This window comes from Pseudomonas sp. 20-5, assembly GCF_056782835.1.
On sequence record NZ_CM165584.1, the window covers coordinates 1464085 to 1487262 of the forward strand.

Below are 23178 nucleotides of genomic sequence, written 5' to 3' on the forward strand. Positions count from 1 at the left end.
GGTTTCGGCGGATCAATGGCCCTTGATGGCGCTGGGGGAGAGTTTCGAGGCGATCACGATCAGCACCAGGGTGAGCAGCATCAGCAGGGTGGAGACGGCGTTCACTTCGGGCGTCACGGCGATCTTGATCATGGTGTAGATCTGCGTCGGCAGGGTGGCGAAGCCGCCGCCGGCGGTGAAGAAGGTGATCACGAAGTCGTCGATGGACAGGGTGAAGGCCATCAGCGCGCCGGCGACGATGCCCGGCATGATCAGCGGCAGGGTCACCAGGTGGAAGCTCTGCCAGGGCGTGGCACCGAGGTCGCGGGCCGCCTCGGTGAGGCTTTCGTCCATGCCCGACATGCGCGCCTGCACCACCAGGGCGACGAAGCCGACCGAGAAGGTGATGTGCGCGAGGGTCACCGAGAGCATGCCCAGGCTCATGTTCAGGCCGATGAAGAAGATCACCAGCGAGACCCCCATCAGGAGTTCCGGAATGGCGATCGGGGTCAGCACCAGCAGGGGCAGCACGCGCAGCTTGAAGCGATGCAGGGCGACCCCGGCGAGGGTGCCGAGCAGGGTCGCCACGCTGGCCGAAACCAGCGCGATGACCAGCGAGTTGGCGGCGGCCTGGAGCATGTCGCGGTTGCCGAACAGCTTGCGGTACCAGTCCAGGGTGAAGCCCACCCACTCGGCGTTCAGCCGCGAGTCGTTGAAGGAGTACAGCACCACGATCACCAGCGGTACGTAGAGAAACAGGTACACCAGCGCGGTGGCGCTCCAGAGCAGGTAGGGCCTACGCATGGGCGCCTCCCTTGCGGGCGCGCGCGGCGCCCATGCCGAGGGCGACCAGCAGCAGGATGCAGCCGGTCAGGGCGATCGACAGCGCGCTGCCGAACGGCCAGTCGCGGGAGTCGAGGAACTGGCTCTTGATCAGGTTGCCGATCATGATGCCGTCGGTACCGCCGACCAGGTCGGGGATGGCGAACATTCCCAGCACCGGGATGAATACCAGTGCCGCGCCGGCGGCCACGCCCGGCAGCGAGAGCGGGAAGGTCACCCGCCAGAAGCGTTGCCAACGACCGGCGCCGAGGTCCTGGGCGGCGTCCAGCAGGGCCGGGTCGTGTTTCTCCAGGTTGGCGTAGAGCGGCAGGATCATGAACGGCAGGTGCACGTAGACCATGCACAGGATCACCGCGAACGGGGTGAACATCAGGCTGATCGGCTGCGCGCCGAACAGGTCCAGCGTGGCGTTGATCCCGCGGGTCAGGGCACCGGACGGCGAGAGGATGATCATCCAGGCGTAGACGCGTACCAGCAGGTTGCTCCAGAACGGCAGGATCACCAGCAGGATCAGCAGGTTGCGCCACTTCGCCGGGGCCCGGGCGAGGGTGGTCGCCACCGGGTAGGCGAGCAGCAGGCAGGCCAGGGTGGTGACCAGGGCGTAGCCGAAGGATTTGACGAACAGTTGCAGGTACACCCAGCTCTCGGTGAGCCGGGTGTAGTTCTCCACGCTGAGGTCGTAGACGGTCTGCCCGTCCTCGCTGTACATCCAGGGCGCCAGGCCGCCGTAGTCGCCGGGAAAGCGGAACGAGGCGAACAGCATGATCAGCGCCGGAACCAGGAAGAAGAACAGCAGATACGCTTGCGGCGGCCAGACCAGCAGCCACTTGCCGAGGTTCTTTCTCATCGTCTCAGGCCCTGACCAGATGGCCGGCATCGAAGCGCCAGGCGGCTTCCACCGCGTCGCCCACCTCGAAGAACTTGGCTCGGCCGGGCGTGGCGTTGGGCAGCAGGGTTTCCAGGCGCTCGCCGTTCTCCAGCTCGACGATGTACAGGGTCACGTCGCCCAGGTAGAGCAGTTCGGCGACGCGACCGCGGAAGTGCACCTCGTCGCTGTCGGCGGTGACGCTCTGCGCCAGGCGGATCTTCTCCGGCCGCAGGGTCAGCACGCAGGCCTCGCCGGGCTGGGCGTCGAAGGATTTCAGCGCCTGGACCTCGCCCAGGCCCCTGAGGTCGATGCGCACGCGTTCGCCGTCGACCGCCTCGACCGTGGCGTCGAGCAGGTTGCACTGGCCGATGAAGTCGGCGACGAAACGACTGCGCGGGAAGCTGTAGATGGTTTCCGGGGCGTCCAGTTGCTCCACCCGGCCCTGGTTCATCACCGCGATGCGGTGCGACAGCGCCAGGGCTTCGCCCTGATCGTGGGTGACATAGACGAAGGTGATGCCGACGTCCTTCTGCAGGTTGATCAGTTCGATCTGCATTTCTTCGCGCAGCTTGGCGTCCAGCGCCGACAGCGGTTCGTCGAGCAGCAGCAGGCGCGGCCGGTTGACCAGCGCGCGGGCGATCGCCACGCGCTGGCGCTGGCCGCCGGAAAGTTGTGTCGGCATGCGCCCGCCCTTGTCCGCCAGGCGCACGTCCTTCAGGGCCTGTTCGACGCGGGCGTCGATCTCGCTCTTCGCCACTCCGGCCATCTTCAGCGGGAAGGCGATGTTCTGCGCCACGCTCATGTGCGGGAACAGCGCGTAGCTCTGGAACACCGTATGCACCGGGCGCTTCTCCGGCTCGACGCCGGCGAGGTCCTGGCCGTTGAGGCGGATCTCGCCGCTGTCCGGCTGGTCGAAGCCGGCGAGCATGCGCAGGAGGGTGGTCTTGCCGCACCCGGAAGGGCCGAGGAGGGTGAAGAATTCGCCGGTGTTGATCGTCAGGCTGACATTGTCGACGGCGGTGAAGTCGCCGAAGCGGCGGGTCACGTTGCGGATCTCGAGCAAGGGGGGCGTCACTCGTCTGGAGAGGCAGTAAGGTCAGCGGGCGGAGCCGGCTGCCCGGTGTCGAAAAAGGGGGCGGATTATAGGGATCGCATCCCGCTCTAACTAGACGTCTGAGGCCCCTGTGAAGAATTTTTTTTCGCGGCCTCGGAAGTTGTCCGACAAAGCAGGAGCCACGCGGGCTCTGATAGAATTTCGCGGTCGCTTTCCAGCCCGTATCCTCGAGTCTTCGATGTTCCTTCGCCCGTCCTTTCCGTATCGGGAGCCTGCCCGATGAGCCATGCCGTTTCCCGCTTGCGCCAGGAGCGCCTGGCGCGCAGCCTGAAACCCTTCGTCGCGCGCGGTTCGCGCATGCCGCGCTGCGAAGGCTGTCGGCTGCTGCCGAGCTATTGCATGTGCGCCTGGCGGCCGCGGGTCGAGGCGCGCGCCGGCATGTGCCTGGTCATGCACGACATCGAGGCGCTGAAACCGACCAACACCGGCTGGCTGATCGCCGATACCGTGGCCGACACCTTCGCCTTCGGCTGGTCGCGCACCGAGGTCGACCCGCGCTTGCTGGAGTTGCTGGCCGACCCGCAGTGGCAGCCATACCTGGTGTTCCCCGGCGAATATGTGGCGGCGGAGCGGGTGGTGAACGAGGTCGCCCCGCTGGTGGAAGGCAAGCGACCGCTGTTCATCCTGCTCGACGCGACCTGGACCGAGGCGCGCAAGATGTTCCGCAAGAGTCCCTACCTGGAGCCGTTCCCGGTGCTCAGCCTGCTGCCCGAGCAGCTCTCGCGCTATCGCCTGCGTCGCTCGACCCGTGGCGAGCACCTGTGCACCGCCGAAGTGGCGGCGCTGTGCCTGGAGCTGGCTGGCGACGAGGCCGCGGGCGAGGCGCTCGGCGCCTACCTGGAGGTGTTCAGCGAGCGCTACCTGGGCGCCAAGCGGCACATTCCGCTGGACGAGGCCAGCCCGGCGCACCGTGCCCTGGCGCCGTTCCGTGGCTGAGTGTCAGGCCGGGCGCGCTTCGGCGGCGAGCTTGCGCGGCCACAACTGCGCCACCAGCATGCCCGCCAGCATCAGCGCGCAACCGAAATAGCCGCGCAGGTGCAGGGTCTCGGCGAGGAACAGGGCGCCGGCGATGGCGGCGAACACCGCTTCCAGGGACAGGATGATCGCCGCATGGGAAGCGATGGCGTGCTTCTGCGCCACCACCTGCAGGGTGAAGCCGGTGCCGACGCCGAGCAGGCCGCCGTATAGCAGGGCGGGACCGGCCTGGACGATGGCGTCCCAGTGGATTTCCTCGAAGACCAGTGCCAGCAGCAGGCTGACCGCCGCGCAGGTGGCGAACTGCAGGAAGGCCAGGCGGATCGGGTCGTAGCGGCTGGCGAACAGGCCTACCAGCAGGACGTGCGCGCCCCAGACCACCGCGCCGGCCAGTTGCAGCCAGTCGCCGGAGGCGACCTGGAAGCTCGGGCCGATGCTCAGCAGGGCCATGCCGAGCACCGCCAGCGACGCCCCCAGCCAGGTGCCCGCGCCGGTGCGCTGGCCGAACAGCAGGCCGAGCAACGGCACGACGATCACGTAGAGCCCGGTGATGAAGCCGGAGTTGGTCACGCTGGTGAACAGCAGGCCGACCTGCTGCAGGTTGATCCCGGTGGTCAGGGCGACGCCGAGGATCACACCGGCGAGCAACTGTCCGCGATTGAAGGGTTGCGCGCCGTCGCGTCGCGAGCGCAGCATCAGCAGTGGCACCAGCACCAGGGCACCGAGGACGAAGCGCAGGCCGGTATAGAGGAACGGCCCGATGGCGTCCATCCCCAGGCGCTGGGCGACGAACGACACCCCCCAGATCATGGCGGTGATCAGCATCAGGACATCGGCACGCAGGGCTTGGCTTCGCATGGCTCGCTCGACGGGGCGGGGAGGGTCCGCCACTCTGCCAGCAAGCCGGGGTGTTTGAAAAGACGAACGCGGTGTACGAGGTATCCCTCATTCGGCTTGACCGGTCCGCCCTCGGTCGGCATCCTGAGCGCCGCCTCGGCTGGGCCGAACAAACTAGGACATGTCATGGCTTCTTACGAGATCCTGATCGCCGACGATCACCCCCTGTTTCGCAGCGCTTTGCACCAGGCCCTCACCCTCGGGCTGGGCCCCGACGTGCGCCTGGTGGAAGCCGCCAGCATCGCCGAACTGGAAGCGCGGCTGAACGAGAAGGCCGATTGGGATCTGGTCCTGCTGGACCTCAACATGCCGGGGGCCTATGGCTTCTCCGGCCTGGTGCTGTTGCGCGGGCAATACCCGCAGGTGCCGGTGGTGATGATCTCGGCACAGGAGGAGGCCGCGGTGGTGCAGCGCTCCCGCGAGTTCGGCGCCAGCGGCTTCATACCCAAGTCCAGTCCGCTGGAAACCCTGCAGCAGGCGGTGCGCGCGGTGCTCGACGGGGACACCTGGTGGCCGCCGCAGGATGCCGCCGCCGAAGCCCTCAGCGAGGAGGCCAAGGCCGCCAGCGCCGGGCTCGCCAGCCTCACCCCGCAACAGTTCAGGGTACTCACCATGGTCTGCGAAGGGTTGCTGAACAAGCAGATCGCCTACGACCTGAACGTTTCCGAGGCGACGGTGAAGGCCCACGTCACGGCGATCTTCCGCAAGCTCAACGTGCGCACCCGGACCCAGGCCGCGCTGCTGCTGCAACAAATGGAGACGGTTCCCGCTTCTCATTGAGAGACGGCTTAACGCTTTTTTGACCAGCCGGCGGCTAGACTGCCGGCCTTCCGAATCGATGAGAACCCGACGTGTCGCCTTCCCCCTTCAAAGGCCAGACCGGCCTCAAGCGTATCCTCAACGCCACCGGCTATTCCCTCGCAGGTTTCCTCGCCGCCTTCCGCGGTGAAGCCGCCTTCCGCCAACTGGTGCTGCTCAACGTGGTGCTGATCCCGGTGGCCTTCCTCCTCGACGTCAGTCGCGGCGAACGCGCGCTGATGATCGCGGTGTGCCTGCTGGCGCTGATCGTCGAGCTGCTCAACTCGGCGATCGAGGCCACCGTCGACCGCGTCTCGCTGGAACGCCACCCCCTGTCGAAGAATGCCAAGGACATGGGCAGCGCCGCGCAGTTCGTGGCCCTCACCGTGATCACCGTGACCTGGGCGACCATCCTGCTGGGCTGATCTACGCGGACATGAAAAAGCCGGAGGCAGCGATGCCTCCGGCTTTTTCTTGCGTGCGAGGGCGGCGGCTCAGGCCGCCGCGTCGAAGCTGTCGGCCCGCGCCATGTTCCACATGCGCTCGTAGAACTCGCCCTCGATCTTGCCGGAAAGCAGTTCGCCCGGCTTGAGGAAGTAGTGCAGCTGCGAGAACAGGCGGATCTCGGTGTCGGTGATGCGTCGCACCAGGTGCTTGGCTTCGAGCTGCGAGGGATGTTCCAGGCCCGCCGCGGCGAGCATCTCGGCCAGGCCCTTGAGGGTGTTGCGATGGAAGTTGCGCACCCGCTCGGCCTTGTCCGGCACCACCAGCGCGCGCTGGCGCAGCGGGTCCTGGGTGGCGACGCCGGTCGGGCACTTGTTGGTATGGCAGCTCTGCGACTGGATGCAGCCGATGGCGAACATGAAGCCGCGCGCCGAGTTGGCCCAATCCGCGCCGGTGGCCAGGACGCTGGCGATATCGAAGGCGCTGACGATCTTGCCGCTGGCGCCGACCTTGATCTTGTCGCGCAGGTTGAGGCCGACCAGGGTGTTGTGGACGAACAGCAGGCCTTCGCGCAGCGGCACGCCGATATGGTCGGTGAACTCCAGCGGCGCCGCGCCGGTGCCGCCTTCCTTGCCGTCGACGACGATGAAGTCGGGGAGGATGCCGGTCTCCAGCATGGCCTTGGCGATGCCCATGAACTCCCATGGATGGCCCAGGCAGAACTTGAAGCCGACCGGCTTGCCGCCGGACAGTTCGCGCAGCTGGGCGATGAACTGCATCAGCTCGATCGGCGTGGAGAAGGCGCTGTGGCGCGACGGCGAAACGCAATCCTCACCCATCGGCACGCCACGGGTGGCGGCGATCTCGGGGGTGACCTTGTGCTTGGGCAGGATACCGCCGTGTCCCGGCTTGGCGCCCTGGCTGAGCTTGATCTCGATCATCTTCACCTGCGGGTCGAGGGCCTGGGCGGCGAAGCGCTCAGGGTCGAACTTGCCATCGCGGGTGCGGCACCCGAAGTAGCCGCTGCCCAGTTCCCAGACCAGGTCGCCGCCGTTCTCGCGGTGATAGGGACTGATGCTGCCCTCGCCGGTGTCGTGGTAGAAGTTGCCCATCTGCGCGCCACGGTTCAGCGAGCGAATGGCGTTGGCGCTGAGGGCGCCGAAACTCATCGCCGAGACGTTGAACAGCGAAGCGGAGTACGGCTTGCTGCATTGTGGCCCGCCGATGTCGACGCGGAACTCGCAGGGATCGCTGAGCGGCGCCGGACGCATCGAGTGGCTGATGAATTCGTAGCCGGCGGTGTACACGTCGATCAGGGTGCCGAAGGGCTTCTCCGAGCTTTCGTTCTTCGCCCGCGAGTAGACCAGCGAGCGCTGGGCGCGGGAGAAGGGCAGGGCGTCGCCGTCGGCTTCCAGCAGGTACTGGCGGATCTCCGGGCGGATGCCTTCCACCAGATAGCGGATGTTGCCCAGGATCGGATAGTTGCGGCGCACCGCGTGGGGCGTCTGGATCAGGTCGAACAGGCCGAGCAGGCTCAGGGCCACGCCCAGTAGGGTGAACGGCCAGAGCCATTCGGTGCTGCCGAGGAACGGCAGGCTGACCAAGGTGAACAGGGCGATACAGGCGAAAAACGCATAGCGACTGAGTAGCGACAGATTCATCATGTCTCCAATCTTCAGGCTTCGGTTCAAAATGGTAGTCACCTTCTTCGAGGCGTCTACGACGGGTTCCCCCCGCGCTAACCAAGCGCTGATTATGGGAAACAAACGGGGATAGAAAGCAAGCTAATAATTGTGTCTGGATGGTCGAGCAGCCGAATGGTCGCCGGGAACTCTTTCCGGAGTTGCGAATTATTCTTATCGGAGTAATATGTAACTATATAACATTATGTAGGAGGCATCCCCATGAAACCCGGCATCCATCCCGAATACCGTCCCGTCCTGTTCCATGACACCTCGGCCGACGTGTACTTCCTGATCGGCTCCACCGCGGAGACCGACAAGACCCATACCCATACCGACGGCAAGACCTATCCCTACGTGACGCTGGACGTTTCCAGCGCCTCGCACCCGGTCTACACCGGCGAACAGCGCAAGACCAAGAGCGAAGGCCGCGTGGCCGGGTTCAACAAGCGTTTCGCCGGCTTCGTCGGCGGCAAGGGGGCCTGATGAAAGTCCTCGCCTCGCTGAAACAGGCCAAGCTGCGCCATCGCGATTGCCAGGTGGTGAAGCGCCGTGGCCGGCTCTACGTGATCTGCAAGTCGAATCCGCGCTTCAAGTGCGTGCAGGGCCGGCCGAAGCCGAAGATCAAGCGCCGCTGAGCGGCGACGGGACGGTCGCCCGTCCCGTCAGCCCTGGGCCTGGAGGAACAGGCCGAACAGCTCGGACTGCGACTTGATGCCGAGCTTGCCGTACATGTGCTTGCGGTGGACCTTCACGGTTTCCGCCGAGATCGCCAGCTTGCGGGCGATCTCCTTGCTCGAGCAGCCGCTGAGCATCAGCCTGCCGACCTCCAGTTCGCGCGCCGTCAGTGGCGTGCCCATCTGCTCCGCGACCTTCTCCAGCGAACCCTGCCAGCCCGGCTCCGGCGCCGCGGGGCTGTTCAACACTTCGTCCTCGAAGGCTAGGCGCTGGCGCATCAGCCCGGCCACCCAGGGCCGCACCAGGCCGAGCACGGCGAGTTGCTCGGGGGTGAAGCGGCGCCGCGAGCCGAGCGACAGGCAGAGGGTGCGTTCGCCGGAGAGCTGGACGTTGATCTGGATTTCATCGGCCACCACGTTGAGGCGGAAGTAACGCTGGTAGTAATCGGTCTGCTCGAAGCATTCCGGTGCCACGTCGGCCAGACGGAACAGGCCGCTGCACGGGTTCTCGCGGCTGGCGATGTAGAACGGGTCGAGCAGGTAGAGGCCTCGCAGGTAGTCCTGGAACAGCGGGTCCGGCCCGCCGTCGGCGCCCGGGCATTCGGCGAACACCTGTGGCCGGCCCTGGCTGAACAGCAGGGCCACCCAGCTGTCGAACGGAACGTACTGTTCGAGCAGGCGTACCAGGCGAATCCAGAAGTCCGGCGCATCCAGCGCCTCGACCAGTTGCCCGACGGAGCGGTGCCAGGCGATGTCCTGCAAGGTGAAACTCATCTTCTACCCCTGTTGGGTTAACCCTCGGACGTAATTATCGGCGCGGGGAACGCCAAGCATACTGTGCCGACTCCTGCATACGAACAGCGCGCGTGCCGAACAGCGCCGAGAACAACAAGGAATTCCGATGAAAGTCGAACTCGTCCAGATCGCCGGTCGCGATGGCGACACCGCGCACAACCTGGAGCGCGCCCTGGCGGCCATCGCCGACTGTGCGGCGGACACCGAACTGGTGGTGTTCCCGGAAACCCACCTGACCGGCTTCCCCAGCGAAGACAACATCGCCGCCCTCGCCGAGCCGCTCGACGGCCCGACGGTCAGCGCGGTGCAGCGCGTCGCCCGTGAACGTAACGTTTCGGTGGCGATCGGCATCGCCGAGGCGGACGCCGGCCGCTATTACAACACCACCCTGCTGATCGCTCCCGACGGCATCGCCCTGAAATACCGCAAGACCCACCTGTGGGCCTCCGACCGCGGCATCTTCACGCCTGGCGACCGCTACGCCACCGCCCTGTGGAACGGCATCCGGGTCGGCCTGCTGGTGTGCTTCGACATCGAGTTCCCGGAAAGCGCGCGGGCCCTCGGCCAACTGGGTGCGGAACTGATCATCGTGACCAATGGCAACATGGACCCCTATGGCCCGACCCATCGCACCGCGATCATGGCCCGCGCCATGGAAAACCAGGCCTACGCGGTGATGGTCAACCGCGTCGGGCATGGCGACGGCGGGCTGGTCTTCGCCGGCGGCAGCGCTGTGGTCGATCCCTACGGCCAGTTGCTCTGCGAGGCCGGGCGCGAAGAATGCCGGCAGATCGTCGAACTGGACCTCGGCCGGTTGCAGGATGCGCGTCGGGATTACCGTTACCTCGAAGAGCGTCGCCTGGTCCTGCCCGGCGAGCGCCGCGAGCACCCGGACGGCCTGCGCGAGCTGCTGATTCCCTGATTCACCGCGGCGCGACAGGAGCGTCGCGTCGTCCTCTGTCCGCCAGCGAGCGGGCGAGGATCGGCCCGGAAAGCCGTAGCACAACGATGGGCGCCCGAGCGTCCGCCGGTCTCCCGGGTGAGGGGAGGCCCCTGCGCCCCGCGGCCCGGCCGGCTGCGGGCCACTGCCATAACAAACGATAATTCCGGAGTAAGCAGTAATGGCCAGACTCAAGCGCACCCTGTCGCTGGGTTCCGTGGTGCTGTTCGGCATCGCCTACATGACCCCCATCATCGTCCTCGGGACTTTCGGCATCCTCGCCGAGACCACCCAGGGACACGTCCCCGCCGCCTACATCGCCGCTTCCCTGGCGATGCTCTTCACCGCCCTCAGCTACGGGCGCATGGCCGCGGCCTTCCCCGTGGCCGGCTCGGCCTATACCTACGTGCGCAAGGCCATCGATTCCCGGCTCGGCTTCATCGCCGGCTGGGCGGTGCTGCTCGACTACCTGTTCCTGCCGATGGCGATCTGGCTGATCGGCGCCGCCTACCTGCACTCGGCCTTTCCCGCGGTACCCAACGCGGTCTGGGTGCTGGCGTTCATCGGCGTGACCACGACGATCAACATCGTCGGCCTGCGCCTGGCGAAGAACGTCAATGGCCTGCTGATGCTGGTGCAGTTCCTGGTCCTCGGCGCCTTCGTCGCACTCTGCGTGCACTACGTGCTGGGCGACCCGGGCAAGCCGTTATGGTCACTGCAACCGTTGCTCGGTGGCGACCTGCAGGTGCCGCTGGTGATGAGCGGTGCGGCGATCGCCTGCTACTCGTTCCTCGGTTTCGACGCGGTCAGTACCCTGACCGAGGAAACCCGCGACCCGCGGCGCAACATCCCGCGGGCGATCCTGCTGATCACCCTGCTGGGCGGGTTGATCTTCATCGTCACCTCGTACTTCGTGCAACTGGCGCACCCGTCGTTCGCCTTCGACAGCGCGGACTCGGCGGCCTACGAGATCGCCCGCAACATCGGTGGCGACCTGTTCGTGACCTTCTTCCTGGTCGGCCTGATCGTCGGCCAGTTCACCTCCGGCCTCTCGGCCCAGGCCAGCGCCTCGCGCCTGCTCTTCGCCATGGGCCGCGACGGCGTCCTTCCGCGGCCGTTCTTCGGGCGTCTCGGCAAGCGCTTCGAGACGCCGGTGAACAGCATCGTCCTGTGCGGCGTGGTGGCCCTGCTGGCGCTGCAGATGGACGTGACCACCTCCACCTCGTTCATCAACTTCGGCGCCTTCCTCGCCTTCAGCCTGGTCAACCTGTCGGTGGTCTTCCACTACTACCTTGGCGCCGAGCGCCGCGGCCCACGGGAAACCCTGTTGTTCCTGGTATTCCCTGGCATCGGCCTGGTCGCCGACCTGTGGCTGATGGCCAGCCTCGACCATCTGGCGATCATCCTCGGCCTCTGCTGGCTGGCGCTGGGCGCGGTGTACCTGGCGGCGATCACCCACGGTTTCCGCGAGCAGCCGCCGGAGATGCGTTTCGAGGAGGGCTGAGAAAGAATCGACGCCCGTTTCGCGGCGGCAAGGCGCAGGCTCCTGGCCTAGAGTGGCTATCCATCGCCTCCCTGGTTCCGGAGCCGGCCATGTCCGATGCAGCGTTGTTCCTTCCCCTTCCCGATGACGACACCCTGTATGCCGCGCTGTTGGCGCGCGACCCCGCCTACGATGGCTTCGCCTTCGTCGGGGTGAAGAGCACCGGGGTGTTCTGCCGCCTGACCTGCCCGGCGCGCAAGCCGAAGCGCGAGAACACCCTGTTCTTCGATTCGATCAAGGGCTGCGTCGAGGCCGGCTTCCGACCCTGCCTGCGTTGCCGGCCGCTGGAGCGGCTCGGCACGCAGGGGCCGCTGGTCAGCGACCTGCTCCAGCGCCTCGGTCGGCAACCGCAGCGGCGCTGGTTCGAAGACGACCTGGCGGCGCTGGGCTATGACCCGTCCACCGTGCGCCGTGCCTTCAAGCGCGAGTTCGGCGTGACCTTTCTGGAAATGGCTCGCCTGCGCCGTCTTGGCCAGGTCGCCGAGCGGCTGTCCTCGGGCGCGCGGGTGATCGACGCGCAACTGGATGCCAGCTTCGACTCCGACAGCGGCTTCCGTAGCGCCTTCGCGCGCCTGCTGGGCGAGCCGCCGTCGCAGTTGCGCGGGCGCGAGCTGCTCAAGGCGGACTGGCTGCAGACCCCGCTCGGCGCCATGCTCGCGGTGGCCGATGCGCAGGCCCTGCACCTGCTGGAGTTCTTCGACCGCCCGGCGTTGAGCGGGGAGCTGAAACGCCTGCAGAAGAGCAGCGGATCGAGCATCGGTTTCGGCCGTTTCGCCTCCATCGACAGGATCGAGGCGGAACTCGCCGACTACTTCGGCGGTACTCCAGTGCGCTTCCAGACCCCGTTGGCGCTGAACGCCTCGGCCTTCACCCGCACGGTCTGGCAGGCGCTGCGCGAGGTACCGTGCGGCAGCACGCAGAGCTACGCCGGGCTGGCCAGGTCCATCGGCTCGCCGTTGTCGGTGCGCGCCGTGGCCCGCGCCAACGGAGCCAACCAGATCGCCATCGTGATTCCCTGCCACCGCGTCATCGGTTCGGACGGTTCCCTGACCGGTTATGGCGGTGGCCTGTGGCGCAAGCGCTGGTTGCTGGAGCACGAGCGGCGCATGGGCGCTGCCGGCTAGCCGGGATCGCCGCCCAGTAGCCGGGCGGGGGCGCGCAACACCGGTTCCCGCTCGACCGCTACGGGCCGCTGCAAGTCCTCGGCGTCGGCGCGCTCGGCGGTCGACAGGTCGCTGGCGTGGAACCCGGTGATCCGCAACAGGGCCAGGGTACAGGCCAGCGAGACCAGCGCGTAGCAGGCCGAGGCCAGGGCCACGCCGACGATGCTGCCGGTACTGTTGAGAATCCACTGGGCCAGTACCGGTGTACCGCCGCCGACCAGCAGCGAGCAGAGCTGGTAGGCCAGCGACAGGCCGGTGTAGCGCACCCGCGCCGGGAAGGCTCGGGCGAGGATACCGCCCACCGCGCCGTAGAACATCGCGTGCGGCACCGTGGCCAGGCACATGCCGACCGCGGCGATCCAGTAGACCTTGGTTTCTACGGCGAAGAACATCGCCGGCATCAGGATGAACTCCGGCAGCACCATCAGGCATGCCGCCTTGCGCATGTCGATGCGCGAAGTGAGCAGCGCCCCCAGTGGCTGGCTGAGGAACTGCACCACCAGCGCGACCACGATGATGCTGAGGAAGGTGCCCTGGCTGTAGCCGAGGGTCTTGGTCGCCCAGGAGAGGGCGAAGGTGCTCTTGAAGTAGGTGACGTGGATGATCGGCAGCACGCCGGCGCCGAGCAGGACGATCTTCCAGTGCTTGCCCAGCACCTCGGCGAGCGGCAGCTTCACCGTGCGCTTCTGCGCCAGCACGCGCTTCATGTCTTCCGACTCCTCCAGCTTCAGGCGGATCACCATGCCGACGATGACCAGCACCGCAGAGAGCAGGAACGGCGCGCGCCAGCCCCAGAGAATGAAGTCCGAGGCGGGCAGGGCGCTGAGGGCGAAGAACGCCAGGGTCGCCAGCAGGTTGCCGGTGGGCGAGCCCTGCTGGGCGAAGGCGGCGTACAGGATGCCTTTGCCCTTGGGCGCGCTTTCGCTGGCGATCAGGATCGCGCCACCCCACTCGCCGCCGACCGCGATGCCCTGGACGATACGCAGCGCCACCAGGGAGATCGGTGCCCAGATGCCGATCTGCGTATAGACCGGCAACAGGCCGATGCAGGTCGTGGCGATGCCCATCATGATCAGGGTGATCACCAGGGTGGTCTTGCGGCCGATGCGGTCGCCGAGATGGCCGAAGATGATCCCGCCCAGCGGGCGAGCGATGAAGCCCGACCAGAGGGTGACGAAGGACAGCAGGGTGGCCAGGCCCGGATCCATGTCGGCGGGGAAGAATACCTTGCCGAACACCAGGGCGGCGGCCAGGCCGTAGATGTAGAAGTCGTACCACTCGATGGTGGTGCCGATGAAGGAGGCGATACCGGCCCTGCGGGCCTTCTTGTGCAGGTCGGCGTCTTCGGGAGAGGGCGTGCGCGGCATGGGTCGAGTCCTGTTTATTGTTGTTCTCGCCGACACGCCGCGCCCTACCGCCCTTCGCTGAAAGGCGGGGCGGAAACGCTGGTTTCCGTGGAGGGAAAGCGTGCGTCGGTGTTGACCCGGGTGCCTCGGAGTCTAGGTGGCACCCCCGCAAATCAATAGTCTTTTAATCTTATGGCTCGATAAGGGATTCCATATCGACGTTTTCCGTCAGCCCTCGCTCAGGCGTCGTCCAGGCCGCTCTTCAGCGTCGCCAGGAACGCCTGCGCCGCCCGGGAAGGTTCGCTGGCCGGAAGGATCGCGTGGATCTCCGAACGCGCGCCGGCCGGCTCGATTTCCAGGTAGCGCACCTCGTTCCGCCAGGCCAGGCAGAGGGTCTCCGGGATCAGCGCGACGCCCATGCCGAGACCGACCATGGCGGCGACGGTCTGCCACAGGCGCGCCTCGTGGCGGATGCGCGGGCTGAAGCCGGCGTCCACGCAGCGGGCGATGATCAGGTCGTGGTAGTGCGGGGAGACATGGCGCGGGAAGAGGATGAAGTCTTCGTCGCGCAGTTCGGCGAGGTCCAGACGCGCCTGGCCAGCCAGGCGGTGCCCGGCGGGCAGGCAGCAGAGGAACGGGTCGCTGATCAAGGGTTCGGAGACGATTTCCGCCGGCAGCCTGCCCCAGTGCACGAAGCCCAGGTCGATCTGCCCGCGCTGCAACGCCTGGGCCTGCTCCGCGCTGTTCATTTCGCCGAGCACCACCTCCATGTTCGGGTGCTCCCGTTCGAAGCGGGACATGGCCCTGGGCAGGCCGCGGTAGAGCATGGAGTTGACGAAGCCGACGCGCAGTTGGCCGACGTCGCCCTCGGCGGATAGCTGGGTCAGGCGTTTCACCTTCTCTGCCTGCAGCAGCAGGTTGCGCGCTTCCACCAGCAGGACCTGGCCGGCGCCGGTGAGCTTCACCGACTTGTTGTTGCGCAGCAGCAATTGGGTTCCGAGCTGTTCCTCCAGCTTCTTGATGTCGAAGCTCAGCGCCGGCTGGGAGATGAACAGGCGAGCCGCGGCGCGACCGAAATGCAGTTCCTCGGCGACCGCGATGAAGTAGCGAAGCTGTCTGAGATCCATGGCAGGCACCTGGTTCTACGATCTGTTTTTCTTATCGTCGATGATTTTTTTTGTATTGGATGCTTATCGAAGCACTCGCCTAGTCTCGGCGCAAGACAAGCAGGAGCCGCGCCATGACCGCCATGCCCGAAGTACTTCGCGAAGATACGCTGAACATCCCCGACAGCCGTGGGCTGAATCTCTACACCTGCGATCCGGCCCTGGAGCGGCTGCTGGAGGTATACCTGCCGCCGGCGTTGCTCGCCGAATGGCGGCCGCTCCTCGAACGGCTCGGCGCCCGTGCCGGCGGCGAGCTGGACGTGCTGGCGCTGGCGGCGGACAAGAATCCGCCGGTGCTGGCGCCGCGCACCCGCCGCGGCGAGGATTTGCAGAGCATTCGCAAGCATCCGGACTACGTCGCCCTCGAACAGGTGGCCTATGCCGAACTTGGCCTGGCTTCCATGAGCCATCGCCCGGACGGCCCGCCGCCGCTGGTGAAGTATGCGCTCACCCACCTGTTCGTACAGGCCGAGTTCGGCCTTTGCTGCCCGGTCAGCATGACCGACTCGCTGACCCGCACCCTGCGCAGGTTCGGCGCGCCAGAACTGGTCGAGCGCTACCTGCCGTCCCTCGCCTCGCGGGATTTCGACGAGCTGTTCCAGGGCGCCATGTTCATGACCGAGCAGGCCGCCGGCTCCGATGTGGCGCGGACCCGTACCGTGGCGCGGGAGCAGGGCGGTGAGTGGAAGCTCTACGGCGACAAGTGGTTCTGCTCCAACCCGGACGCCGACCTGGCGATGGTCCTGGCCCGCCCCGAAGGCGCGCCGGAAGGAATGAAGGGCGTGACCCTGTTCCTGTTGCCGAAGGTCCGCGAGGACGGCACGCGCAACGCCTATCGCATCGTCCGCCTGAAGGACAAGCTGGGCAGCCGCTCCATGGCCAGCGGCGAAGTCCGCCTGGAAGGCGCCAGCGCCTACCTGATCGGCGAGATCGGCCGCGGCTTCCAGCAGATGGCCGACATGGTCAACATGTCGCGCCTGTCCAACGGCGTGCGCGCCGCCGGGCTGATGCGCCGGGCGCTTAGCGAGGCGCTGTTCGTCGCCCGCCATCGGCGCGCCTTCGGCAAGCACCTGATCGACATGCCGCTGATGCAGAAGCAGTTGCTGAAGATGATGCTGCCCACCGAACAGGCGCGCTCGATGTTCATGCAGATCGCCACGCTGCTGCCGCGCGCCGATGGCGGCGAGGTCGAGGCGCAGAAATGCGTGCGGATCCTCACCCCGCTGATCAAGTTCCGCGCCTGCCGCGATGCGCGACGGGTCACCGGCGACGCCATGGAGGTGCGCGGCGGGGTCGGCTACATCGAGGAGTGGAGCGACCCGCGGCTGGTGCGTGACGCCCACCTGGGGTCGATCTGGGAGGGCACCAGCAACATCGTGGCGCTGGACGTCGCCCGTGCGGTGAGCCGCGAACAGGCGCTCGAACCCTTGCAGCGCCACCTGCGCCGGCTGCTGGATGACAGCGACCTGCCAGGGGACGCCCGCGACCTCTTCGACGAACTGCTGGTGCGAGTGGTCGCGACCATGGCCGACGTCGCCGAGCGCCGCCAGGATGAACAGGTGCGCCAGGCCGGCAGCGCCCTCTACCACCTGTGCACGGCGATCTTCATGGCCTGGGAAGCCAGCCGCCAGGCACCCGACCAGCGCCGCCTGGCCCTGGCCTTCCTGGTCGCCCGGCACAAGCTGCTGCCGCGCGACCCGCTGCACCTGGAGGGCTGGACCGACCAGGCCGAACTGCTGGCCAGGGTGGTCGGCGAGGTGCCGCTGAGCCAGGCCGAAGCCATGCAATTGCTGCCGGCCTGACTGCCCGCATTCCCGCTCACAACAACCAGAGAGTCGCCATGACCAATCAGACGGGCGCCCTGCGTGGCCTGAAAATCATCGATCTCAGCCGGGTCCTCGGCGGACCCTACTGCTCCCAGGCGCTGGCCGACCACGGCGCCGAGGTGATCAAGCTGGAACCCCTCGGCGGCGACGAGACCCGTGGCTGGGGGCCGCCCTTCGAGGGCGACACGGCGTCCTACTTCAAGGGCGTGAACCGCAACAAGAAGGGCATCGCCGTCGACCTGGCGACGGCGGAGGGCATCGAGCTGCTGCTGCGCTTGCTGGAGGACGCCGACGTACTGCTGGAGAACTTCAAGCCCGGCACCCTGGCGCGCTGGGGGATCGGCTACGAGGAGGTGCTTCGCCAGCGCTTCCCGCGGCTGGTCCACTGCGCGGTATCGGGCTTCGGCGCCGACGGCCCGCTCGGCGGCCTGCCCGGCTACGACGCGGCGATCCAGGCGATGGCCGGACTGATGAGCGTGAACGGCGAGGCCGGCGGCGAGGCGTTGCGCATCGGCCTGCCGATCGTCGACATGGTCACCGGGCTGAACGCCATGGCCGGCATCCTCCTCGCCCTCCACGAGCGCCAGGTCAGCGGGCGCGGGCAGTCGGTGGACATCGCCCTGTACGACTGCGGTATCTCCCTGCTGCACCCGCACCTGCCGAACTACTTCGCTTCCGGACGTACGCCCCGGCGTAGCGGCAACGCCCACCCGAACATCGCGCCCTACGACAGCTACCGCACCGGTACCGAGCCGATCTTCCTCGCCGTCGGCAACGACCGCCAGTTCGCCCGCCTGTGCGAGTACCTGGGAGCGGATGAACTGCCGGGGGACCCGCGCTTCGCCGACAACGGCAAGCGCTCGGTCAACCGCGAGGCGCTGAAGCGCGCCCTGGAGGACTACCTGGCGGCCCACGACGGCCGCGAGCTGGCCGAGCGGCTGATCCGTCTCGGCGTGCCCTGCGGAGCCATCGCCACGGTGGAGCGGGTGGTGGAGCACCCGCACACCCGCCATCGCGGGATGGTCGTCGAACTCGAGGGCTATCGCGGCATCGCCTCGCCGGTGAAGCTTTCGCGCACCCCGGCCAGCTACCGCGCCGCGCCGCCGGTGCTGGGCGGAGACACCCGGGAAGTCCTGGCGGAACTGGGATTGAGCGCCGAGGCGATCGACGCGCTGGTCCGGCGCGGCATCGTCCGCGCCTGAAACCCCTCACGGCACGGCCTGCGCCGTGCAACTCAATCCCCGGGCAATTGGAGATGGCCATGGATTCCTCCCCTGGGGCGGTGCGCCCCGAACTCGTGCTGCTGGAGCGGCCGGAGCAGGGCGTGGCCCTGTTGCGACTGAACCGCCCGGCAGTGCTCAACGCCCTGAACATGCGCCTGCGCGAGGCTCTGGCGGAGCACGTACGGCGCCTCGACGAGTGCGCCGATACCCGGGTCATCGTCCTCACCGGAAATGGCGCGGCGTTCGCCGCCGGCGCCGATCTCAACGAACTGGCGGAGGCGTCCGCGCTGGAGATCCAGCAGCGCGGGGTGGAGCGCCACTGGCAGGCCCTCGCCGCCTGCCGCAAACCGCTGATCGCCGCCGTGGTGGGCCATGCCCTGGGCGGAGGCTGCGAGTTGGCGATGCACTGCGACCTGATCGTCGCCGGTGCCTCGGCGCGCTTCGCCCAGCCGGAAATCCGTGTCGGCGTGATGCCCGGCGCCGGCGGCACCCAGCGCCTGGTGCGAGCGGTGGGCAAGTTCCAGGCGCTGCGCATGCTGTTTACCGGTTGCACGGTACGGGCGCCGGAGGCCCTGGCCATAGGGTTGGTCAGCGAGGTGGCGGCGGATGGCCAGGCATTGGATCGCGCCCTCGAACTGGCTCGCCAGATCGCCGGCCTGCCGCCGCTGGCGCTGGCGCAGATCAAGGAAGTGGTCCTGGCCGGCGCCGACCTGCCGCTGGACCAGGCCCTGGCGCTGGAGCGCAAGGCCTTCCAGTTGCTGTTCGACAGCCACGACCAGAAGGAGGGCATGCGTGCCTTCCTGGAAAAACGCACAGCGGAGTACCTGGGAAAATGAGCGAGCCATCGATCGTTCTCATCGGTATCGTCGGTACCGGTGCCATGGGCCAGGGCATCGCCCAGCTCGCTGCCTGTGCCGGACTGTCGGTGCTGCTCTACGACAGCCGCCAGGGGGTGGCGCTGCAAGCGCGCGAGCAGATCGCCACGGTCCTTGCCCGGCAGGTGGAGCGGGGCCGGCTGGAGGCGGAGGCTGTCGAGCGCGCGATGGGCAATCTGCGGGTGGTCGAGGACTTGCGGGTCCTAGGCGGCTGCCAGTTGGTGATCGAGGCGATCGTCGAGAACCTGGAGGCCAAGCAGGCGTTGTTCCGCCAATTGGAAGAGGTGGTCGGCGACGAAGCGATCCTCGCCAGCAATACCTCCTCGCTGTCGGTTACCGCGATCGCCTCGGCCTGTCGCGATCCCGGCCGGATCGCCGGTCTGCACTTCTTCAATCCGGTGCCGCTGATGCGTCTGGTGGAGGTGATCGAGGGTCTCGCCACCCGCACCGGCATCGCCGAGCGACTGTGCGCCCTGGTGGCGACCTTCGGCCACCAGGCGGTGCGTGCCACGGACAGCCCCGGCTTCATCGTCAACCATGCCGGACGGGCCTTCGGCACCGAGGCGCTGCGTATCCTCGGCGAGGGCGTGGCGCCGGTGGCGGCGATCGACGAAGTCCTGCGCGAGGGCGCCGGCTTCCGCATGGGCCCGTTCGAGCTGTTCGACCTGGTCGGGTTGGACGTCAGCCTGCCGGTGATGGAGTCGATCTACCGGCAGTACTACGAGGAGCCGCGTTATCGTCCGCATCCCTTGCTGCGCCAGATGCTCGCCGCCGGCCGCCTGGGGCGCAAGAGCGGCCAGGGCTTCTACCGCTACGACGGCGCTGGGCAGGTGCCCGTCGCCGCCCCGGCGGTTGCGCCAGGCGCGGCGTTGCCGCCGGTGTGGCTGGGCGTCGACGACGAACATGACCGCGCGCCATTGCTGATGTTGCTACAACGTCTGGGCGCCGAGGTGGAGAGCGGCGAGCGTCCTTCCGGGGCGGCGTTGTGCCTGCTTGCGCCACTGGGCGCCGACGTCAGCGCCGCAGCGCGGCGGTTCGCCGTCGATCCGACGCGCAGCCTGGCCATCGACGTGCTGTCGGACCTGGAGCGACACCGCTGCCTGATGGCCAGCCCGGCGACCCGAGCGGAGCTGCAGCAGGCCGCTCGCACCCTGTTCGCACGGGACGGCGTGGGCGTCACGCTGATTCGCGACAGCGCCGGGTTCATCGTCCAGCGCACCCTCGCCTCGATCGTCAATCTCGCCTGCGACATCGCCCAGCAGGGTATCGCTTCGGTGGAGCACATCGACCTGGCGGTGCGCCTCGGTCTCGGCTATCCGCTGGGGCCGCTGGAGTGGGGCGACCGAATGGGTGCCGGGCGCGTGCTGCGCATCCTCGAACGCCTGCATGCGCTCAGCGGCGACCCGCGCTATCGCCCCAGCCCCTGGCTGCGCCGGCGCGCCCAACTGGGCCTTTCCCTGCGCCAGCCGGACAGCCCGTTGGCCTCCTGATCCCTTGGCGGAGAAACACACCATGCTCGATGCCTATATCTACGCTGGCCTGCGTACGCCTTTCGGCCGGCATGCCGGTGCACTCTCGACGGTGCGTCCGGACGACCTGGCCAGCCTGCTGCTGGCGCGTCTCGCGGAAACCTCCGGGTTCGCCGTCGACGACCTGGAGGATGTGATCCTCGGTTGCACCAACCAGGCCGGCGAAGACAGCCGCAACCTGGCGCGCAACGCGCTGCTCGCAGCCGGCCTGCCGGCGCGGCTGCCCGGGCAGACGGTCAACCGCTTGTGTGCCAGCGGACTGTCGGCGGTGATCGACGCGGCGCGCGCGATCAGTTGCGGTGAGGGCCGGCTGTACCTGGCCGGCGGCGCCGAAAGCATGTCCCGGGCGCCGTTCGTCATGGGCAAGGCGGAGAGCGCCTTCAGCCGCACGCTGGAGGTCTTCGACAGCACCATCGGCGCGCGCTTCGCCAACCCCAGGCTGGTCGAGCGCTATGGCAACGACAGCATGCCGGAGACCGGCGACAACGTGGCCCGCGCCTTCGGCATCGCCCGCGAAGACGCCGACCGTTTCGCCGCTTCTTCCCAGGCGCGCTACCAGGCTGCGCTGGAGGAGGGCTTTTTCCTCGGCGAGATCCTTCCGGTGGAGGTGCGTGCCGGACGCAAGGGCGAGACGCGGCTGGTGGAGCGCGACGAGCATCCGCGACCGCAGGCCGACCTGGCGGCCCTGGCGCGCTTGCCGGCGTTGTTCGCCGGTGGGGTAGTGACCGCCGGTAATGCGTCTGGGATCAACGACGGGGCGGCGGTAGTGCTGCTGGGCGATCGCGCGATCGGCGAGCGCGAGGGCATCCGGCCGTTGGCGCGGATCCTCGCCAGCGCCAGCGTCGGCGTCGAGCCCCGGTTGATGGGCATCGGCCCGCAGCAGGCGATCCTCCGCGCGCTGCAACGCGCCGGCATCGACCTGGACGAGGTCGGCCTGATCGAGATCAACGAAGCCTTCGCGCCGCAGGTCCTGGCCTGCCTGAAGTTGCTCGGCCTGGACTACGAGGACCCGCGGGTCAATCCCCATGGCGGCGCCATTGCCCTCGGCCATCCGCTCGGCGCCTCCGGTGCGCGCCTGGTGCTCACCGCCGCCCGCGGGCTGCAACGCATCGAGCGGCGCTACGCGGTGGTCAGCCTGTGCGTCGGGCTCGGCCAGGGCGTGGCGATGGTGATCGAGCGCTGCCGATGAGACACCGTTCCCCCTAGAAAAAGAGGCGCCCAGGCGCCCGTTCGGAGTGCGTATGAACAACAACAAGAAATGCGCGTTTTTCCTGCTGCCGATCCTTGCCGGCGATAGCGTTCCCGCCCTGGCCGAGGGCTTCCTCGAAGACTCGCGGGCCAGCCTGGCCTTGCGCAACTTCTACATGAACCGCGACTTCCGCGATGGCGCGGGACGTGCGAAAAGCGAGGAGTGGGCCCAGGGCTTTCTCTTCGACTACCGCTCGGGCTATACCGAGGGCACCCTCGGCGTGGGTCTCGACCTGCTGGGCAAGCTCGGCGTCCGGCTCGATTCCGGCGCGGGGCGTAGCGGCACCGGCCTGCTTCCGCTTCGCGACGATGGCAGCGCGGCGGGCGACTACGCGCGGCTGGACGCGACCGCCAAGCTGCGCCTGTCGCGCAGCGAACTGAAGGTCGGCGGCCTGGTACCGAAGCTACCGACCATCCAGCCCAACTACGGGCGGCTATTCCCCCAGGTGTTCCAGGGCGCGCTGCTGACTTCCGGTGAACTGAGCGGACTGAGCCTGAACCTGGGACGGCTGACCGAGGTCAGCCAGCGCAACGAGGCGGGCACCAGCGACCTGGCGCTGTTCAACCGCAACCGGCGGTTCGCCGGCGCGGCGCAGGCGGACCGTTTCGACCTGGCCGGCCTGGACTACCGTATCGCCCCGGACTGGACCGGCAGCTACCACTATGGCGAACTGGAGCAGGTCTACGCCCAGCATTTCCTCGGTCTCAAGGGGCGCATCGGCATCGCTGCGGACAGCCTGGAGAGCGACTTGCGCCTGGCGCTCAGCCGGGATACCGGCGGCGCTCGCGGCGGGCGCATCGACAACCGTTCCTTCAGCGGGTCGCTCACCTACCGCCTGCGCAACGGCCAGGCCTTCGGCCTGGGCTACCAGCGGATGAGCGGCGACCACGGTTTCCCCTACCTGGAGGGGACCGATCCGTACCTGGTCAATTTCGGCCAGTACAACGACTTCGCCGAGGCTGGCGAATCCTCCTGGCAACTGCGCTACGACTGCGACTTCGCGCCGCTCGGGGTGCCCGGCCTGAGCCTGATGACGCGCTATTTCAGCGGCCATGGCGCGAAACCGAAGGGCGCCGACGGCAGTCGCGAGTGGGAACGCGACAGCGACCTGCGCTACGTGTTGCAGGGCGGTGCGCTGAAGGGACTGGGGCTGGTCTGGCGCAACGCTACCTACCGTTCGGCCTTCAGCCGCGACATCGACGAGAACCGCCTGTACCTGACCTATGAGCTGCCGCTGTTCTGAGCC

The 23178-nt window shown here is 67.6% G+C and carries 22 protein-coding genes; 14 read left to right on the forward strand and 8 right to left on the reverse strand.

Annotated elements, in window-relative coordinates; translation table 11 throughout:
- Positions 1-12 precede the first annotated feature (12 nt).
- The 3 genes from AC1RB9_RS06855 to AC1RB9_RS06865 are packed head-to-tail and all read right to left on the reverse strand — an operon-like array spanning position 13 to position 2765.
- Positions 13-783 (reverse strand): ABC transporter permease, encoded by a 771-nt coding sequence (locus tag AC1RB9_RS06855; RefSeq protein WP_003113878.1) that lies wholly within the window; start codon positions 781-783, stop codon positions 13-15.
- The gene (locus AC1RB9_RS06860; protein ID WP_003159504.1) at positions 776-1669 is read right to left on the reverse strand and encodes an ABC transporter permease; all 894 of its coding nucleotides are present in this window, start codon (positions 1667-1669) and stop codon (positions 776-778) included. Before AC1RB9_RS06860 ends, AC1RB9_RS06855 begins: the two co-directional genes overlap by 8 nt.
- A gap of 4 nt (positions 1670-1673) precedes the next feature.
- Complete coding sequence (locus AC1RB9_RS06865) at positions 1674-2765, reverse strand: ABC transporter ATP-binding protein (protein WP_003119359.1); 1092 nt, start codon at positions 2763-2765, stop codon at positions 1674-1676.
- Between the two features lie 258 nt (positions 2766-3023).
- On the opposite strand from AC1RB9_RS06865, the gene AC1RB9_RS06870 reads away from it, so the two are divergent.
- Positions 3024-3740, forward strand: coding sequence for a tRNA-uridine aminocarboxypropyltransferase (locus AC1RB9_RS06870; protein ID WP_003098478.1), 717 nt, complete (start codon positions 3024-3026; stop codon positions 3738-3740).
- A 3-nt stretch (positions 3741-3743) separates the two neighbouring features.
- Here the strand turns inward: AC1RB9_RS06870 and AC1RB9_RS06875 are convergent, their stop codons facing one another.
- Positions 3744-4670: a DMT family transporter gene (locus tag AC1RB9_RS06875; RefSeq protein ID WP_079275401.1), complete on the reverse strand. Its 927-nt coding sequence runs from the start codon at positions 4668-4670 to the stop codon at positions 3744-3746.
- A gap of 132 nt (positions 4671-4802) precedes the next feature.
- On the opposite strand from AC1RB9_RS06875, the gene erdR reads away from it, so the two are divergent.
- Positions 4803-5456, forward strand: coding sequence for a response regulator transcription factor ErdR (erdR, locus tag AC1RB9_RS06880; protein WP_003092229.1), 654 nt, complete (start codon positions 4803-4805; stop codon positions 5454-5456).
- Positions 5457-5527: 71 nt separating this feature from the next.
- On the forward strand, positions 5528-5899 hold the full coding sequence (locus tag AC1RB9_RS06885) for a diacylglycerol kinase (RefSeq protein WP_003092226.1): 372 nt from the start codon (positions 5528-5530) through the stop codon (positions 5897-5899).
- 69 nt (positions 5900-5968) lie between these two features.
- Here the strand turns inward: AC1RB9_RS06885 and AC1RB9_RS06890 are convergent, their stop codons facing one another.
- On the reverse strand, positions 5969-7579 hold the full coding sequence (locus tag AC1RB9_RS06890; protein WP_003098476.1) for an FMN-binding glutamate synthase family protein: 1611 nt from the start codon (positions 7577-7579) through the stop codon (positions 5969-5971).
- Between the two features lie 243 nt (positions 7580-7822).
- Here AC1RB9_RS06890 and AC1RB9_RS06895 point away from each other — a divergent pair, with 243 nt between their 5' ends.
- Together AC1RB9_RS06895 and ykgO are read left to right on the forward strand one after the other, a co-directional pair.
- Positions 7823-8086 carry a type B 50S ribosomal protein L31 gene (locus AC1RB9_RS06895; RefSeq protein ID WP_003092213.1) on the forward strand — a complete coding sequence of 88 codons (264 nt, stop codon included), beginning with the start codon at positions 7823-7825 and terminating at the stop codon, positions 8084-8086.
- Positions 8086-8238: a type B 50S ribosomal protein L36 gene (gene ykgO, locus AC1RB9_RS06900; RefSeq protein ID WP_003092209.1), complete on the forward strand. Its 153-nt coding sequence runs from the start codon at positions 8086-8088 to the stop codon at positions 8236-8238. The genes AC1RB9_RS06895 and ykgO overlap by 1 nt, the downstream gene beginning before the upstream one ends.
- A gap of 27 nt (positions 8239-8265) precedes the next feature.
- Here ykgO and AC1RB9_RS06905 read toward each other — a convergent pair whose 3' ends face one another.
- A complete protein-coding gene (locus tag AC1RB9_RS06905; RefSeq protein WP_003092207.1) occupies positions 8266-9051 on the reverse strand; it encodes a helix-turn-helix transcriptional regulator in 786 nt (261 codons plus the stop codon).
- A gap of 127 nt (positions 9052-9178) precedes the next feature.
- On the opposite strand from AC1RB9_RS06905, the gene AC1RB9_RS06910 reads away from it, so the two are divergent.
- The 3 genes from AC1RB9_RS06910 to AC1RB9_RS06920 all read left to right on the forward strand — a co-directional run bounded on the left by AC1RB9_RS06910 (position 9179) and on the right by AC1RB9_RS06920 (position 12679).
- Positions 9179-9994 (forward strand): carbon-nitrogen hydrolase family protein, encoded by an 816-nt coding sequence (locus AC1RB9_RS06910; RefSeq protein ID WP_003092205.1) that lies wholly within the window; start codon positions 9179-9181, stop codon positions 9992-9994.
- Positions 9995-10193: 199 nt separating this feature from the next.
- Positions 10194-11516: an APC family permease gene (locus tag AC1RB9_RS06915; RefSeq protein ID WP_003138044.1), complete on the forward strand. Its 1323-nt coding sequence runs from the start codon at positions 10194-10196 to the stop codon at positions 11514-11516.
- 89 nt (positions 11517-11605) lie between these two features.
- Positions 11606-12679 (forward strand): bifunctional transcriptional activator/DNA repair enzyme AdaA, encoded by a 1074-nt coding sequence (locus AC1RB9_RS06920; RefSeq protein ID WP_023089394.1) that lies wholly within the window; start codon positions 11606-11608, stop codon positions 12677-12679.
- On the opposite strand, the gene AC1RB9_RS06925 is transcribed toward AC1RB9_RS06920, so the two are convergent.
- Complete coding sequence (locus AC1RB9_RS06925; protein WP_003113881.1) at positions 12676-14085, reverse strand: MFS transporter; 1410 nt, start codon at positions 14083-14085, stop codon at positions 12676-12678. The two genes, AC1RB9_RS06920 and AC1RB9_RS06925, sit on opposite strands and share 4 nt — an antisense overlap.
- 218 nt (positions 14086-14303) lie before the next feature.
- Positions 14304-15191, reverse strand: a complete 888-nt coding sequence (locus AC1RB9_RS06930; protein WP_003092195.1) for a LysR family transcriptional regulator — start codon at positions 15189-15191, stop codon at positions 14304-14306.
- A gap of 113 nt (positions 15192-15304) precedes the next feature.
- On the opposite strand from AC1RB9_RS06930, the gene AC1RB9_RS06935 reads away from it, so the two are divergent.
- From AC1RB9_RS06935 to AC1RB9_RS06960, 6 genes are read left to right on the forward strand one after another with little or no spacing between them, the layout of a single operon-like run.
- Positions 15305-17032, forward strand: a complete 1728-nt coding sequence (locus AC1RB9_RS06935) for an acyl-CoA dehydrogenase family protein (RefSeq protein ID WP_003453614.1) — start codon at positions 15305-15307, stop codon at positions 17030-17032.
- Positions 17033-17070: 38 nt separating this feature from the next.
- On the forward strand, positions 17071-18258 hold the full coding sequence (locus AC1RB9_RS06940) for a CaiB/BaiF CoA transferase family protein (RefSeq protein ID WP_003143270.1): 1188 nt from the start codon (positions 17071-17073) through the stop codon (positions 18256-18258).
- Between the two features lie 59 nt (positions 18259-18317).
- Positions 18318-19115 (forward strand): enoyl-CoA hydratase, encoded by a 798-nt coding sequence (locus AC1RB9_RS06945; protein WP_003453613.1) that lies wholly within the window; start codon positions 18318-18320, stop codon positions 19113-19115.
- Positions 19112-20644, forward strand: coding sequence for a 3-hydroxyacyl-CoA dehydrogenase (locus AC1RB9_RS06950; protein ID WP_003453612.1), 1533 nt, complete (start codon positions 19112-19114; stop codon positions 20642-20644). Before AC1RB9_RS06945 ends, AC1RB9_RS06950 begins: the two co-directional genes overlap by 4 nt.
- A 22-nt stretch (positions 20645-20666) precedes the next feature.
- Positions 20667-21872: a 3-oxoadipyl-CoA thiolase gene (locus AC1RB9_RS06955; RefSeq protein ID WP_003453610.1), complete on the forward strand. Its 1206-nt coding sequence runs from the start codon at positions 20667-20669 to the stop codon at positions 21870-21872.
- Between the two features lie 52 nt (positions 21873-21924).
- Positions 21925-23175 (forward strand): OprD family porin, encoded by a 1251-nt coding sequence (locus tag AC1RB9_RS06960; RefSeq protein WP_003098463.1) that lies wholly within the window; start codon positions 21925-21927, stop codon positions 23173-23175.
- The last annotated feature ends 3 nt before the right edge of the window (positions 23176-23178 follow it).

What these genes read in the sequence shown, in the direction of transcription:
- AC1RB9_RS06905 (WP_003092207.1), bottom strand. Translation starts at nt 9,051, where the DNA reads ATGAGTTTCACCTTGCAGGACATCGCCTGGCACCGCTCCGTCGGGCAA.
- AC1RB9_RS06950 (WP_003453612.1), top strand. Translation starts at nt 19,112, where the DNA reads ATGAGCGAGCCATCGATCGTTCTCATCGGTATCGTCGGTACCGGTGCC.
- AC1RB9_RS06960 (WP_003098463.1), top strand. Translation starts at nt 21,925, where the DNA reads ATGAACAACAACAAGAAATGCGCGTTTTTCCTGCTGCCGATCCTTGCC.
- AC1RB9_RS06890 (WP_003098476.1), bottom strand. Translation starts at nt 7,579, where the DNA reads ATGAATCTGTCGCTACTCAGTCGCTATGCGTTTTTCGCCTGTATCGCC.
- AC1RB9_RS06895 (WP_003092213.1), top strand. Translation starts at nt 7,823, where the DNA reads ATGAAACCCGGCATCCATCCCGAATACCGTCCCGTCCTGTTCCATGAC.
- AC1RB9_RS06930 (WP_003092195.1), bottom strand. Translation starts at nt 15,191, where the DNA reads ATGGATCTCAGACAGCTTCGCTACTTCATCGCGGTCGCCGAGGAACTG.
- AC1RB9_RS06955 (WP_003453610.1), top strand. Translation starts at nt 20,667, where the DNA reads ATGCTCGATGCCTATATCTACGCTGGCCTGCGTACGCCTTTCGGCCGG.
- AC1RB9_RS06920 (WP_023089394.1), top strand. Translation starts at nt 11,606, where the DNA reads ATGTCCGATGCAGCGTTGTTCCTTCCCCTTCCCGATGACGACACCCTG.
- ykgO (WP_003092209.1), top strand. Translation starts at nt 8,086, where the DNA reads ATGAAAGTCCTCGCCTCGCTGAAACAGGCCAAGCTGCGCCATCGCGAT.
- AC1RB9_RS06915 (WP_003138044.1), top strand. Translation starts at nt 10,194, where the DNA reads ATGGCCAGACTCAAGCGCACCCTGTCGCTGGGTTCCGTGGTGCTGTTC.
- AC1RB9_RS06945 (WP_003453613.1), top strand. Translation starts at nt 18,318, where the DNA reads ATGGATTCCTCCCCTGGGGCGGTGCGCCCCGAACTCGTGCTGCTGGAG.
- AC1RB9_RS06935 (WP_003453614.1), top strand. Translation starts at nt 15,305, where the DNA reads ATGACCGCCATGCCCGAAGTACTTCGCGAAGATACGCTGAACATCCCC.
- AC1RB9_RS06940 (WP_003143270.1), top strand. Translation starts at nt 17,071, where the DNA reads ATGACCAATCAGACGGGCGCCCTGCGTGGCCTGAAAATCATCGATCTC.
- AC1RB9_RS06910 (WP_003092205.1), top strand. Translation starts at nt 9,179, where the DNA reads ATGAAAGTCGAACTCGTCCAGATCGCCGGTCGCGATGGCGACACCGCG.
- AC1RB9_RS06925 (WP_003113881.1), bottom strand. Translation starts at nt 14,085, where the DNA reads ATGCCGCGCACGCCCTCTCCCGAAGACGCCGACCTGCACAAGAAGGCC.
- erdR (WP_003092229.1), top strand. Translation starts at nt 4,803, where the DNA reads ATGGCTTCTTACGAGATCCTGATCGCCGACGATCACCCCCTGTTTCGC.
- AC1RB9_RS06870 (WP_003098478.1), top strand. Translation starts at nt 3,024, where the DNA reads ATGAGCCATGCCGTTTCCCGCTTGCGCCAGGAGCGCCTGGCGCGCAGC.
- AC1RB9_RS06860 (WP_003159504.1), bottom strand. Translation starts at nt 1,669, where the DNA reads ATGAGAAAGAACCTCGGCAAGTGGCTGCTGGTCTGGCCGCCGCAAGCG.
- AC1RB9_RS06855 (WP_003113878.1), bottom strand. Translation starts at nt 783, where the DNA reads ATGCGTAGGCCCTACCTGCTCTGGAGCGCCACCGCGCTGGTGTACCTG.